This is a genomic window from Paraburkholderia gardini (assembly GCF_907164575.1).
GTDB lineage: Bacteria > Pseudomonadota > Gammaproteobacteria > Burkholderiales > Burkholderiaceae > Paraburkholderia > Paraburkholderia gardini.
Genome location: NZ_CAJQYY010000028.1, coordinates 24,413 through 37,055 on the forward strand (window position 1 = coordinate 24,413; position 12,643 = coordinate 37,055).

Annotated in this window: 13 protein-coding genes; 8 read left to right on the top strand and 5 right to left on the bottom strand. The window is 64.7% G+C overall.

Annotated features, from left to right (window positions below; all coding sequences use genetic code 11):
* The 4 genes from LPA34_RS21285 to LPA34_RS21300 form a co-directional block, all read right to left on the bottom strand.
* Positions 1-714: a nicotinate-nucleotide adenylyltransferase gene (locus tag LPA34_RS21285; protein ID WP_228981918.1), complete on the bottom strand. Its 714-nt coding sequence runs from the start codon at positions 712-714 to the stop codon at positions 1-3.
* A gap of 49 nt (positions 715-763) precedes the next feature.
* The gene (hemF, locus tag LPA34_RS21290) at positions 764-1,687 is read right to left on the bottom strand and encodes an oxygen-dependent coproporphyrinogen oxidase (RefSeq protein ID WP_228981920.1); all 924 of its coding nucleotides are present in this window, start codon (positions 1,685-1,687) and stop codon (positions 764-766) included.
* Positions 1,688-1,846: 159 nt separating this feature from the next.
* Positions 1,847-3,121 (bottom strand): phosphoribosylamine--glycine ligase, encoded by a 1,275-nt coding sequence (purD, locus tag LPA34_RS21295; RefSeq protein ID WP_228981921.1) that lies wholly within the window; start codon positions 3,119-3,121, stop codon positions 1,847-1,849.
* Between the two features lie 264 nt (positions 3,122-3,385).
* Positions 3,386-4,114: a YebC/PmpR family DNA-binding transcriptional regulator gene (locus LPA34_RS21300; protein ID WP_228981922.1), complete on the bottom strand. Its 729-nt coding sequence runs from the start codon at positions 4,112-4,114 to the stop codon at positions 3,386-3,388.
* A 534-nt stretch (positions 4,115-4,648) separates the two neighbouring features.
* On the opposite strand from LPA34_RS21300, the gene LPA34_RS21310 reads away from it, so the two are divergent.
* Positions 4,649-5,071 carry a type II toxin-antitoxin system HicB family antitoxin gene (locus LPA34_RS21310; protein WP_228981929.1) on the top strand — a complete coding sequence of 141 codons (423 nt, stop codon included), beginning with the start codon at positions 4,649-4,651 and terminating at the stop codon, positions 5,069-5,071.
* Positions 5,072-5,089: 18 nt separating this feature from the next.
* Here LPA34_RS21310 and upp read toward each other — a convergent pair whose 3' ends face one another.
* Complete coding sequence (upp, locus tag LPA34_RS21315) at positions 5,090-5,740, bottom strand: uracil phosphoribosyltransferase (protein WP_228981931.1); 651 nt, start codon at positions 5,738-5,740, stop codon at positions 5,090-5,092.
* Between the two features lie 294 nt (positions 5,741-6,034).
* Between upp and LPA34_RS21320 the strand changes: the two genes are divergently transcribed.
* The 7 genes from LPA34_RS21320 to kdpB all read left to right on the top strand — a co-directional run bounded on the left by LPA34_RS21320 (position 6,035) and on the right by kdpB (position 12,643).
* On the top strand, positions 6,035-6,814 hold the full coding sequence (locus LPA34_RS21320; RefSeq protein WP_228981933.1) for an SDR family oxidoreductase: 780 nt from the start codon (positions 6,035-6,037) through the stop codon (positions 6,812-6,814).
* Positions 6,815-6,894: 80 nt separating this feature from the next.
* Entirely contained in the window at positions 6,895-7,284 is a 390-nt protein-coding gene (locus tag LPA34_RS21325; RefSeq protein WP_228981935.1) for a methylglyoxal synthase, read from the top strand.
* Between the two features lie 53 nt (positions 7,285-7,337).
* Positions 7,338-8,312 carry a quinone oxidoreductase family protein gene (locus tag LPA34_RS21330; protein WP_228981937.1) on the top strand — a complete coding sequence of 325 codons (975 nt, stop codon included), beginning with the start codon at positions 7,338-7,340 and terminating at the stop codon, positions 8,310-8,312.
* A gap of 181 nt (positions 8,313-8,493) precedes the next feature.
* Positions 8,494-8,607 (top strand): potassium ABC transporter ATPase, encoded by a 114-nt coding sequence (locus tag LPA34_RS21335; RefSeq protein ID WP_228981939.1) that lies wholly within the window; start codon positions 8,494-8,496, stop codon positions 8,605-8,607.
* Positions 8,604-8,696, top strand: coding sequence for a K(+)-transporting ATPase subunit F (gene kdpF / locus LPA34_RS21340; protein ID WP_228981944.1), 93 nt, complete (start codon positions 8,604-8,606; stop codon positions 8,694-8,696). The genes LPA34_RS21335 and kdpF overlap by 4 nt, the downstream gene beginning before the upstream one ends.
* Positions 8,693-10,498 (top strand): potassium-transporting ATPase subunit KdpA, encoded by a 1,806-nt coding sequence (kdpA, locus tag LPA34_RS21345; RefSeq protein ID WP_228981946.1) that lies wholly within the window; start codon positions 8,693-8,695, stop codon positions 10,496-10,498. The genes kdpF and kdpA overlap by 4 nt, the downstream gene beginning before the upstream one ends.
* 33 nt (positions 10,499-10,531) lie before the next feature.
* On the top strand, positions 10,532-12,643 hold the full coding sequence (kdpB, locus tag LPA34_RS21350; RefSeq protein ID WP_228981949.1) for a potassium-transporting ATPase subunit KdpB: 2,112 nt from the start codon (positions 10,532-10,534) through the stop codon (positions 12,641-12,643).

A 12,643-nucleotide genomic window follows, 5' to 3' on the forward strand; every position in this document is an offset into this window, starting at 1 on the left:
TTACCGATGGTACAGATGATGTTGAAGAATATAGTCCCACACGGCTTCAGGCACATGGCTCACGGCGATGTCCTGGGTGTTGCCGCCCGCGTGGTGCTGGAGCCGCTCGCGCAGGTGCGAGCGGATGTCGGTGGCCGAAACGTCGAACGCAAGCGTCGTATCGATCAGCAGATGGCCGCAGGGGGTGCCCTGCAAAACTTCCGCGCTGGCCTTGCGCGCGGCGATCTCGTCGGCCACCACTGGCGGGATCGTCGTCAATTCAAAACCGGGCCGCGTCGCCGCGCAGATATGCGCGTAGTCGAAGAGCCGTTTCCAGTCATGCCACGTGTCGAGGTGCACGAGCTGGTCGGCGCCGACCAGCAGTGACAGCGATACGTTCGCGCCTTCCCGCTCGCGCCAGCGTTGCAGCGTGCGGACGGTGTAGGTCGGGCCTGCGTGCTCGACCTCGTCGGTCGCGACGCTTGTCTTCACGCCCGGCAGCACGAGCGAGCGAGCCGCCGCACGCGTCATCGCCAGCCGGTGTTTCGCCGCCGACACGCCCGCTTTCTGCCACGGCTGGCCGGCGGGCAGGAGCACGAGTTCCGTCAGACGCAGCACGTCGGCGAAACGCCGCGCGAGCGCGAGGTGGCCGTCGTGGATAGGATCGAACGTGCCGCCGAGCAGACCGATCCGGCGAGGCAGCGCGACAGGATGAGCGTTCGGATTCAGGTGCAAGTCCTTTCGTGACGATGTGTTCAGGCCGGATGGCGGGCGCAGGCCCGCCTCAAACCCACTCGCGCGGCACGAGAAAATCGGAATACAGGCGCGCTTCCGGCGTGCCGGGTTCGGGCTGCCAGTTATAGCGCCAGTTCACCACGGGCGGCATCGACATCAGGATGGATTCCGTGCGTCCGCCGCTTTGCAGCCCAAACAGTGTGCCACGGTCGAAGACCAGGTTGAACTCGACATAACGGCCACGCCGATACGCCTGGAAATCGCGCTCGGCCTGGCCATACGGCTCTGCGCGGCGTTTTTCGACGATCGGCAGATACGCGTTCAGCAACGCATCGCCGACGCTTTTCACCATCTCGAACGAACGCTCGAAGCCCAGTTCGGCGAAATCGTCGAAGAAAATCCCGCCAATGCCGCGCGGCTCGTTGCGATGCTTGAGGAAGAAATACTCGTCGCACCATTGCTTGAAGCGCGGGTACAGGTCCGCGCCGTAAGGCTGGAGCGAATCGCGGCAGGCCGTATGAAAGTGCCGCGCGTCTTCCTCGTAACCATAGCAGGGCGTCAGATCCATGCCGCCGCCGAACCAGAACACGGGCGCCTCGCCCGCCTTCGTCGCGATCAGCATACGCACATTCATGTGGACTGTCGGACAATACGGATTGTGCGGATGCAGCACGAGCGACACGCCCATCGCTTCAAAACCACGTCCGGCAAGCTGCGGCCGCGCCGCGCTGGCCGAGCCGGGCAGCGCATCGCCGGCGACGTCCGAAAAGCCGATGCCCGCGCGCTCGAAGAAGTTGCCGCCTTCGAGAATGCGCGTGACGCCGCCGCCGCGCAGCTTTTCGCCGGGCGCGCGCTGCCATGCGTCGGTCGCAAAGGGCTTGCCGTCGAAGGCGCCGAGCGTGTCGGCGATGTGCGTCTGCAGGCTTTCGAGCCACACGCGGACGGCCTGTACGTCACAGGTTGAATCGGTCATGGGTGCTGGTCGGCGGCCAGAAACGTCAGGCCGCGGGTTCATGAGTGGGCGGTGATGGGACGGGCAGGGGCGCCCGCGCGCTTCCGGTCACGCCGCCACGCCGCGGGACATCCCGAAGTGTAGCGTTCCCCGCGAAGCGCGCCATGCTGCGGTGCGGCTTCAGTGCTTGCGGTTGACTGCGCGATAACCGATGTCGCGACGATACTGCATGCCGTCGAACGAGATCTGGTTGATCGTTTCGTAGGCCACCGATTGCGCGCTGCGTACCGAATCCGCCAGACCGACCACGCACAGCACGCGTCCGCCCGACGTCGTCAGCTTGCCGTCTTTCAGCGTCGTGCCGGCGTGGAACGTCACGGAATCGGCGGATTCAGCGGGGATGTCGCTGATGCGGTCGCCCTTGTGCGGCGTATCGGGATAGTTGTGCGCGGCCAGCACGACGCCCAGCGCCGTGCGGCGATCCCATTCCAGTTCGACCGTATCGAGCGTGCCCGCGATCGCCTGCTCGACGACCTTCGAGAAATCGCCCTTCAGGCGCGCCATGATCGGCTGCGTTTCCGGGTCGCCCATGCGGCAGTTGAATTCGAGGGTCTTCGGATTGCCCTGCGCGTCGATCATCAGGCCGGCGTACAGGAAACCGGTGAACCGGATGCCTTCTTTTTCCATGCCGCGCACGGTGGGCAGGATGATCTCGCGCATGACGCGCGCATGCAGTTGCGGCGTGACGATCGGCGCCGGCGAATAGGCGCCCATGCCGCCCGTGTTCGGACCCTGATCGTCGTCCAGCAGACGCTTGTGATCCTGGCTCGACGCCAGCGGCAGCACGTGCTTGCCGTCGACCATCACGATGAAGCTCGCTTCCTCGCCTTCCAGGAATTCCTCGATCACGACGCGCGCGCCGGCGTCGCCCAGCTTGTTGTCGGACAGCATCATGTCGACGGCGGTATGCGCTTCCTCAAGCGTGGTCGCGACCACGACGCCCTTGCCGGCGGCGAGGCCATCGGCCTTGATGACGATCGGCGCGCCCTTCGAATCCAGATACGCGTGCGCGGCGGCGACATCGGCGAACGTTTCGTATTCGGCGGTCGGGATCGCGTGGCGCTTCATGAAGGCCTTCGCGAAATCTTTCGAGCTTTCGAGTTGTGCCGCTTCCCTCGACGGCCCGAAAATCTTCAGACCACGCGAGCGGAACAGATTGACGATGCCGGCGGCGAGCGGCGTTTCCGGCCCGACCAGCGTGAAGGCGATCTGTTCTTTCTCGACGAAATCAGCAAGCTCGTTCAGGTCGGTGATATCGACGTTGCGCAGACGCTCGTCCTGCGCGGTGCCGCCGTTGCCTGGAGCCACGTAGACAAGCTGAACGCGCGGCGACTGCGCGAGCTTCCATGCGAGCGCGTGTTCGCGACCGCCGGACCCGACGACGAGTAACTTCATGTGATTCCCCGAAGACTAAAAAACAATGACGGCTGATACGCACGCATCAGCCGTGGTTTGCCGCAACAACTGCACCCTGCGCTGCAACTTCGCCGATCGACCCCACGAGGCGCGACCACCGCGCTGCCGGCCGTCGCCGCACGACCTGTGCGACGCGCGTGGCGCATCGCATCGCATCGCCGCCGCCGTCTCGCCCGCCGCGGCGCACAGGGCGCACAACCGGTGGTGGCCGCGCAGAAGGCACCCGGCCGTGCCGCGCACCGGTTATTCGTCGGCGATGGCGGCGTTTGTATAGACTTCCTGCACGTCGTCCAGGTTTTCCAGGGCGTCGAGCAGTTTCTGCATTTTTGCTGCGTCGTCGCCGGTGAATTCGACTTCCGTTTGCGGCTTCATCGTGACTTCCGCTACTTCTGCCTTGAAGCCGGCAGCTTCGAGCGCAGCCTTCACCTTCGGGAAATCGTTCGCCGGGCAGACCACTTCGATGCTGCCGTCGTCGTTCGTGACGACGTCGTCCGCGCCGGCTTCGAGCGCGGCTTCCATCAGCGTGTCTTCCGGCGTGCCGGGCGCGAACAGGAACTGGCCGACGTGATCGAACATGAACGACACCGAGCCGTCCGTGCCCATGTTGCCGCCGAACTTCGAGAACGCGTGGCGCACTTCCGCGACCGTACGCGTGCGGTTGTCGGTCATCGTGTCGACGATGATCGCCGCGCCGCCGATGCCGTAGCCTTCGTAGCGGATTTCCTCGTAGGTCGCGCCGTCAACGCCGCCCACGCCGCGCTGGATCGCGCGGTTGATGTTGTCCTTCGGCATGTTGGCGTCGTACGCCTTGTCGACGGCGAGCCGCAGACGCGGGTTCGTGTCGGCGTCGCCCCCGCCCATGCGGGCCGCGACCTGAATTTCCTTGATCAGCCGCGTCCAGACTTTGCCGCGTTTGGCATCGGTCGCCGCTTTCTTATGCTTGATGTTGGCCCATTTCGAATGACCCGCCATTACTTTCTCCGTCGCATGCGCCAGTGAGGTGCACGCATTAATCCGATTGTCGATGCGTTTTCGTTGCCTGATCACACGCGCGTACAGACGCGTCAGGCGCGCCTCGCAGCGTGGAGGCCGGTTTGCGCCGCGTGATGAGCGGATTCGAATTTTATCATGCCGGCGTGGGGCGGCAGGGGGTCAGGGCGGGGAAATGCGGCGGGTTTGATGCAGGCGGAAGCAGTGATTGCAAATATAAACATTTTTGCTTATATTTGTCACGGTGTTCACGGACACAGGGGGGAAGGTGAAACAACGCGAGTTCAAACGCTGGCTCGCTGACCGTGGGGCAACTTTCGAACAGGGCACAAAGCATTTGAAGGTATATCTGAACAGTCGGCAGACCACGATGCCACGGCATCCCGCTCATGAGATTTCTGAGCCGCTTCGAAAGGCCATTCTGGAGCAGTTGAACTGTAAATAAGGCCAGGCCCCGCAAGGGGCTTGCTGATGACCCGTGCTGACTGCCCGGGAACATGACACACGGAGAGTTACATGTTTCGTTATCCCGCCCACATCGAAAGGGACGAGGCCGGCTTCACCGTTTCGTTCCGTGATATTCCGGAAGCGCTAACGTCGGGCGCGACGCTCGACGAAGCGCGGGAAATGGCCGTCGACGCGCTGGCCACGGCGATGGATTTTTATTTCGAGGACAAGCGCCCGGTGCCTGCGCCTTCAAAACCCCGGCGCGGAGAAGCGCTGATCGAGCTGCCGGCAAGTCTGGCCGCGAAGGTCCTGTTGCTGAACGAAATGCTCATGCAAAAGGTTTCACCGGCCGAACTGGCGAGACGCCTTCATACCCGGCCGCAGGAAATCCAGCGTGTCATCGATATCGGTCACGTGACGAAGATCGACACGATCGCCTCGGCATTCGCGGCGCTGGGCAAGCGCCTCGAGCTTTCCGTAGTGCCGGCCTGACGCCGCCACTCCGCCCCGTCAGTTCTTGGTGCCGAACAGACGGTCGCCGGCGTCGCCCAGACCGGGCACGATATACGCGTGCTCGTTCAGGTGCGAATCGAGCGAAGCGACGTACAGCTTCACGTCCGGATGCGCGTCCTGGAACACCTGGACGCCTTCGGGCGCGGCCACCAGCGCGAGGAACATGATGTTTTCGCCCGGCACGTCGCGGCGCTTGAGCACGTCGACGGCGTGCGCCGCCGAATAGCCGGTCGCGACCATCGGATCGCACAGGATGAAGATCCGGTCTTCCAGGTCCGGCAGGCGCACGAGGTATTCCACCGGCCGGTGATCGTCGGCGCGATACACGCCGATGTGGCCGACACGCGCCGACGGAATCAGCTCCAGCAGGCCGTCCGACATCCCGATGCCCGCGCGCAGCACCGGCACGATCGCGAGCTTCTTGCCCGCGATCACCGGTGCGTCGATGTCGACGAGCGGCGTCGAGACCGGACGGGTGGTCATCGGCAGGTTGCGGGTGATTTCGTAGCCCATCAGCAGCGTGATTTCGCGCAGCAGTTCGCGGAACGTGCGCGTGGACGTGTCCCGGTCGCGCATGTGCGACAGCTTGTGCTGGATCAGCGGGTGATCGAGGATGAAAAGATTGGGGAAACGGCTGTCCTGTGTCATGGCGTATGCGCGGGCGGCGGCAAGAGGGATCGGCTGGCGCGTCGCCTTGCGCCGGAAACCGGCCGGCAGCGCGCGCCACGGCTGCAAGTTTACCGAAAGTGCCGCAGGAAGATACCGGAGATTGCAAGGCAGGCACCGGCAGCACGCCGTCGATTCTTCTAGAATCGGGGCATCAGCGCCGCCGCAAGGTCGCCGCATGGTCGCCACGGGGCCGCAAGGCAGGCCGGCCCGGCCGTTATTGAGCTTTCGATACTGAAGCCTCGACACTGACACACTGACAGAAAGGATACGGAAATGGATCTGGGCATCGCAGGACGGACCGCGCTGGTGTGCGCGGCAAGCAAGGGCCTCGGACGGGGTTGCGCCGAAGCGCTCGCCGCCGAAGGTGTGAACGTCGTCATCGTCGCGCGCACGGCGCAGACGCTCGAGGCCACCGCCGCCGCGATCCGCGCGGCGAGCGGCGTCGACGTGAAAACCGTCGCCTGCGACATCACCACGCCCGAAGGGCGCGCGGCCGCGCTTGCCGCGTGTCCGCAGCCGGACATTCTCATCAACAACGCGGGCGGCCCGCCGCCGGGCGACTTTCGCCAGTTCACACACGACGACTGGATCCGCGCGCTCGAAGCCAACATGCTGACGCCGATCGAACTGATGCGCGCGACGATCGACGGCATGATCGGCCGCGGGTTCGGCCGCATCGTCAACATCACGAGTTCGGCGGTCAAGGCACCGATCGACGTGCTCGGTCTTTCGAATGGCGCGCGCTCGGGGCTGACGGGTTTCGTCGCGGGTCTCGCGCGCAAGGTTGCGCCGCAGGGCGTGACGATCAATAACCTGCTGCCGGGCATGTTCGACACCGACCGCATCGCCGCCACGATGGCGGCGCAGGCGAAAGCGCAGGACATCTCGATCGAGGAGTCGCGCAAGCGCCGGATGGCGTCGATTCCGGCAGGCCGTTTCGGCACGCCCGACGAGTTCGGCCGCGCCTGCGCGTTCCTGTGCAGCACGCATGCGGGTTACATTACCGGCCAGAACTGGCTGATCGACGGAGGATCGTATCCAGGCACGTTCTGATATCCGTCGTCGCGGGTCACGTTTGATCGCCGCTTGATCGCATTACCCAACCATAACAGCACACTCAGGAGTATGGCTTCATGACCACCCGCGTCGCGCTCATCGCGCACGATCACAAGAAGGACGACATCGTCCAGCTCTCCGGCGAATACGTCGACACGCTCGCGCGCTGCGAACTCCTCGCGACGGGCACGACCGGTTCGCGGATCGCCGCGGCGCACGGGCTGACGGTCGAGCGGATGCTGTCGGGGCCGCACGGCGGCGACCTGCAGATCGGCGCGCAGCTCGCGGAAGGCCGGGTCGACATGGTGATCTTCCTGCGCGATCCGATGACGCCGCAGCCGCACGAACCGGACATCAACGCGCTCGTTCGTGCCTGCGACGTGCACAACATTCCGTGCGCGACGAACATTTCGACCGCGCGGATGATTCTCGACGTGCTGACGCTGCGTCTCACGCAGAAGGTCTGACGCGGGCTCTGACACACTGATCTTTCCAGCCAGTCGCAACATCAGGAGACACCATGACGAAAGCGATCCGATTCGACAGGACAGGCGGCCCGGAAGTAATGAAATGGGTCGACGTCGACGTGGGCAAGCCGGGTGACGGCGAAATCCGCATCCGTCAGCATGCGGTCGGCCTCAACTACATCGATGTGTATTTTCGCACCGGCCTGTATCCGCTGCCGCTGCCGGGCGGGCTCGGCATGGAAGCCGCCGGCGAAGTGACGGAAGTCGGCGCGGGCGTAACGGGCGTGAAGGTGGGCGAGCGCGTCGCCTATGTGGCACGCCCGCCGGGCGCGTACGCGCAGGAGCGCGTGCTGCCGGCCGCGCAGGTCGTGAAGCTGCCTGACGCGATCAGCTATGAAGACGCCGCATCGGTGATGCTGCAGGGACTCACCGCGCAATATCTGCTGCGGCGCACGTACCCGGTGAAAGCCGGCGACACGATCCTGATCCAGGCGGCGGCGGGCGGTGTCGGCCTGCTCGCGTGCCAGTGGGCGAAAGCACTCGGCGCGACGGTGATCGGCACGGTCGGTTCGGACGAGAAAGCCGAAATCGCGAAGGCCCACGGTTGCGATCACGCGATCGTCTACACGCGCGAGAACTTCACGAAGCGGGTGCGCGAAATCACGAATGGCGCGGGTGTCCCGGTTGTTTACGATTCGATCGGCAAGGACACGTTTACCGCGTCGCTCGACTGTCTCGCGCCGCTTGGCATGTTCGTGAGCTTCGGCAACGCGTCGGGTCCGCTGCCGCCGATCGACTCGTCCGAATTCGCCGGACGCGGTTCGCTCTTCTTCACGCGGCCGACGCTCTTCACGTATATGGGCAAACGCGCCGACTACGAGGCGATGGCCGCCGAACTCTTCGACGTCATCGCGACAGGCAAGGTGAAGACGAGCGTGAACCAGCGTTACGCGTTGTCGGACGTGGGCAACGCGCACGCGGATCTGGAAGGCCGTCGCACGACAGGCTCGACGGTGCTGCTGCCCTGACGTGAGCGGCGCGACGTAACGCAGCAAGAGAAACGCAACGACAAGGGCCGTGCCCGGGAAACCGGGCACGGCCCTTGTCGTTTACGCGTTTTTTATACAGCGGCCTGAAGCTTTGACCCGTCCTTTACGCGCATCGGCATATCCTGGCAGGCATCCAAAGTCCATACAGGGAGAACGCTAAATGGATGTGCTGTACATCGGGGGCCTGGTGCTGTTTTCGGCGCTGACCTTTGCATTGATCGCCGGCTGCGAAAAGTTGATGCAGTTGCGCCGTGGCCAGGGAGCGCGCTCATGACCTGGATCCTGTGGCTCTCGGGCTCGGCAACGGCGTTGCTGTTTGGCTATCTCGTCTATGCGCTGTTGCGCGCGGAGGACATTGAATGAACCCGAACAATGTCCTTCAAAGCGGGCTCTTCCTGATCGTCCTGCTCGCGGCGGCGGTGCCCGTCGCGCGCCATATCACGAAGGTGATGGACGGCACCTCGCGCGCCGTGCGCCTCGGCGCGCCGCTCGAACGGCTGCTGTATCGCGTCGCGGGCGTCGATCCGTCGAAGGAAATGGGCTGGAAGCACTACGCGATCGCGACGATCGCGTTCAACACGTTCGGCGTCGCCTTCCTGTATCTGTTGCTGCGCGTGCAGGGCTGGTTGCCGGGCAATCCGCAACAGTTCGGCGCGATGACCGTCGACGGCGCGTTCAACACGGCCGTCAGCTTCGTCACGAACACGAACTGGCAGGACTATTCGCCGGAACAGACGGTCGGCTATCTTGCGCAGATGCTCGGCTTCACGGTGCAGAACTTCCTGTCGGCGGCAACGGGCATCGTCGTCGTGATCGCGCTGATTCGCGGTTTCGCACGCCATACGGCGCAGACCATCGGCAACTTCTGGGTCGATCTCACGCGCGTGACGATGTATGTGCTCGTGCCGATGTCGGTGGTGATCGCCGCGCTGATGATGAGCCAGGGCGTGATCCAGAACTTCAAGGCGTATCAGGACGTCCCGACGCTGCAAACCACCACCTACGCCGCGCCGAAACTCGACGCGCAGGGCAACCCGGTGAAGGACGCGAAGGGCAATGCGGTCACGGTCGATACGCCGGTGAAGACGCAGACCATCGCAATGGGTCCGGTGGCTTCGCAGGAAGCGATCAAGATGCTCGGCACGAACGGTGGCGGCTTCTTTAATGGCAACTCGGCGCATCCGTATGAAAACCCGACGCCGTTCTCGAACTTCCTGCAGATCTTCTCGATCCTGATCATTCCGGCCGCGCTGTGTCTCGTGTTCGGGCAGATGATCGCCGACCGCAGGCAGGGCATCGCGGTGCTCGCCGTGATGACGATTGCGTTCGCCGTCTGCGTGGCGGGCGAAACCGGCGCGGAGCAGAGCGGCAATCCGGCGCTCACGGCATTGCACGTCGACCAGTCGGCGAACGCGCTGCAGCCGGGCGGCAACATGGAAGGCAAGGAGACGCGCTTCGGCATCGCGCAGTCGGGCATCTTCACTGTCGCGACGACCGCGGCGTCGTGCGGCGCGGTCGACACCATGCACGATTCGCTGACACCGCTCGGCGGGCTGATTCCGATGCTCCTGATCCAGCTCGGCGAAGTGATCTTCGGCGGCGTCGGCTCGGGTCTTTACGGGATGCTCGTGTTCGCGCTGCTCGCCGTGTTCGTCGCGGGCCTGATGATCGGCCGCACGCCGGAATACGTCGGCAAGAAAGTCGAGGCGTACGAGATGAAGATGGTGTCGATCGTCGTGCTGCTGACGCCGCTGCTGGTGCTCGTCGGCACGTCGATTGCCGTGCTCGCCGACGCGGGCAGGGCAGGTATCGCGAACCCCGGCGCGCACGGTTTCTCCGAAATCCTCTATGCGTTCAGTTCCGCTGCGAACAACAACGGCAGCGCCTTCGCCGGCCTCACCGTGAGCACGCCGTTCTACAACTGGCTTCTTGGTGTCGCGATGTGGTTCGGCCGCTTCGGCTCGATCGTGCCGGTGCTGGCGATCGCGGGCTCGCTCGCCGCGAAAAAGCGCATCGCCGTCACGGGCGGCACGCTACCGACGCACGGCCCGCTCTTCGTCGTGCTGCTGCTGGGGACGGTGCTGCTGGTCGGCGCGCTGACGTACGTGCCCGCCCTTGCACTCGGGCCCGGTGTCGAACATCTGATGATGATCGTCGGCCATTGATGTGGCATTTCACTGGAACTCGGACAAAAGAAAATGACTGACCATTCTGCAACCCGGTCCATGTTCGACCCGGCGCTGGTGCGCCCGGCGATCGCGGACTCCTTCAGAAAACTCACGCCGCGTACGCAGTTTCGCAACCCGGTGATGTTCTGTGTGTACGTCGGCAGCATCCTGACGACGATCCTCTGGGTCGCCGCGCTGGCCGGCCAGGCCGAAGCGCCCGCGGGTTTCATTCTCGCGGTCACGCTGTGGCTATGGTTCACGGTGCTGTTCGCGAACTTCGCGGAGGCGCTTGCCGAAGGCCGTTCGAAGGCCCAGGCCGCGTCGCTGCGCAGCGCGAAGAAAGACGTGATGGCGAAGAAGCTCAACGAGCCGCATCCGAAGTCGCCGATCCGCATCATGACCGCTACCGACCTGCGCCGCGGCGACGTCGTGCTCGTCGAAACCGGTGACGTGATTCCGGCCGACGGCGAAGTAATCGAAGGCGTCGCGTCGGTCGATGAATCGGCCATCACCGGCGAATCCGCGCCGGTGATCCGCGAGTCGGGCGGCGACTTTTCGTCGGTGACGGGCGGCACGCGTGTGCTGTCGGACTGGATCGTCGTGAAGGTGACGGCCAATCCGGGCGAGGCGTTTCTCGACCGCATGATCGCGATGGTCGAAGGCGCGAAGCGTCAGAAGACGCCGAACGAAATCGCGCTGACGATCCTGCTCGTCGCGCTGACGATCGTGATGCTGCTCGCTACCGCGACGCTTCTGCCGTTCTCGATATTCGCCGTCGAGGCGGCGAAAGCGGGCCACGTCGTGACGATCACGGCGCTCGTCGCGCTGCTCGTGTGCCTGATTCCGACGACGATCGGCGGCCTGCTGTCCGCCATCGGCGTGGCCGGCATGAGCCGCATGATGCAGGCGAACGTGATCGCCACATCGGGCCGCGCGGTGGAAGCCGCGGGCGACGTCGACGTGCTGCTGCTCGACAAGACCGGCACGATCACGCTCGGCAACCGTCAGGCTTCGCTTTTCGTGCCCGCGCCCGGTGTCAGCGAGGAAATGCTGGCGGATGCGGCGCAGCTATCGTCGCTCGCCGACGAAACACCGGAAGGCCGCAGCATCGTGGTGCTCGCGAAGCAGCGCTTCAACATCCGTCAACGCGATATGGCGACGCTGCATCCGGTGTTCCTCGCCTTCAGCGCGCACACGCGGATGAGCGGCGTCGACCTGTCCCCCCAGGGACCTTCCTCCGGGGCGTCCCCCCGGGAGATCCGCAAGGGCGCCGCCGATGCCGTGAAGCATTACGTCGAAGCGCACGGCGGTCGCTATCCGCAGGAAATCAGCAATGCGGTTGCCGAAGTCGCGCGGCGCGGCAGCACGCCGCTCGTGGTGGCGGAACAACTGGACGGCGCGGCGCGTGTGCTCGGTGTGATCGAACTGAAGGACGTCGTGAAGGGCGGCATCAAGGAGCGCTTTGCCGAACTGCGCAGGATGGGCATCAAGACCGTGATGGTGACGGGCGACAACCGGCTGACCGCGGCGGCGATCGCAGCGGAAGCCGGTGTCGACGATTTCCTCGCCGAAGCCACGCCCGAAGCGAAGCTCTCGACGATCCGCGCGCATCAGGCCGAGGGCCGTCTCGTCGCGATGACCGGCGACGGCACGAACGACGCCCCGGCGCTCGCCCAGGCCGACGTCGCCGTGGCGATGAACACCGGCACGCAGGCGGCGAAGGAAGCCGGCAACATGGTCGACCTCGATTCGAATCCGACCAAGCTGATCGAGATCGTCGAGATCGGCAAGCAGATGCTGATGACGCGCGGCTCGCTCACGACGTTCTCGATTGCCAACGACGTCGCCAAGTACTTCGCGATCATTCCGGCCGCGTTCGCCACGACCTACCCGGCGTTGAACGCGCTGAACGTGATGCATCTCGCGACACCGGCGTCCGCGATCATGTCGGCGGTGATTTTCAACGCGCTGATCATCGTGATGCTGATTCCGCTCGCGCTGAAGGGGGTGCGCTACCGCCCGCTCGGCGCCGCGGTGCTGCTGCGTCGCAATCTGCTGGTGTATGGCCTCGGCGGGATCATCGTGCCGTTCATCGGCATCAAGCTCATCGATATGGTGCTGGCCGCGTTCGGCTGGGTGTGA

What these genes read in the sequence shown, in the direction of transcription:
- LPA34_RS21335 (WP_228981939.1), top strand. Translation starts at nt 8,494, where the DNA reads ATGGATGTGCTGTACATCGGGGGCCTGGTGCTGTTTTCGGCGCTGACC.
- kdpF (WP_228981944.1), top strand. Translation starts at nt 8,604, where the DNA reads ATGACCTGGATCCTGTGGCTCTCGGGCTCGGCAACGGCGTTGCTGTTT.
- LPA34_RS21320 (WP_228981933.1), top strand. Translation starts at nt 6,035, where the DNA reads ATGGATCTGGGCATCGCAGGACGGACCGCGCTGGTGTGCGCGGCAAGC.
- LPA34_RS21330 (WP_228981937.1), top strand. Translation starts at nt 7,338, where the DNA reads ATGACGAAAGCGATCCGATTCGACAGGACAGGCGGCCCGGAAGTAATG.
- hemF (WP_228981920.1), bottom strand. Translation starts at nt 1,687, where the DNA reads ATGACCGATTCAACCTGTGACGTACAGGCCGTCCGCGTGTGGCTCGAA.
- kdpA (WP_228981946.1), top strand. Translation starts at nt 8,693, where the DNA reads ATGAACCCGAACAATGTCCTTCAAAGCGGGCTCTTCCTGATCGTCCTG.
- upp (WP_228981931.1), bottom strand. Translation starts at nt 5,740, where the DNA reads ATGACACAGGACAGCCGTTTCCCCAATCTTTTCATCCTCGATCACCCG.
- purD (WP_228981921.1), bottom strand. Translation starts at nt 3,121, where the DNA reads ATGAAGTTACTCGTCGTCGGGTCCGGCGGTCGCGAACACGCGCTCGCA.
- LPA34_RS21310 (WP_228981929.1), top strand. Translation starts at nt 4,649, where the DNA reads ATGTTTCGTTATCCCGCCCACATCGAAAGGGACGAGGCCGGCTTCACC.
- kdpB (WP_228981949.1), top strand. Translation starts at nt 10,532, where the DNA reads ATGACTGACCATTCTGCAACCCGGTCCATGTTCGACCCGGCGCTGGTG.
- LPA34_RS21300 (WP_228981922.1), bottom strand. Translation starts at nt 4,114, where the DNA reads ATGGCGGGTCATTCGAAATGGGCCAACATCAAGCATAAGAAAGCGGCG.
- LPA34_RS21325 (WP_228981935.1), top strand. Translation starts at nt 6,895, where the DNA reads ATGACCACCCGCGTCGCGCTCATCGCGCACGATCACAAGAAGGACGAC.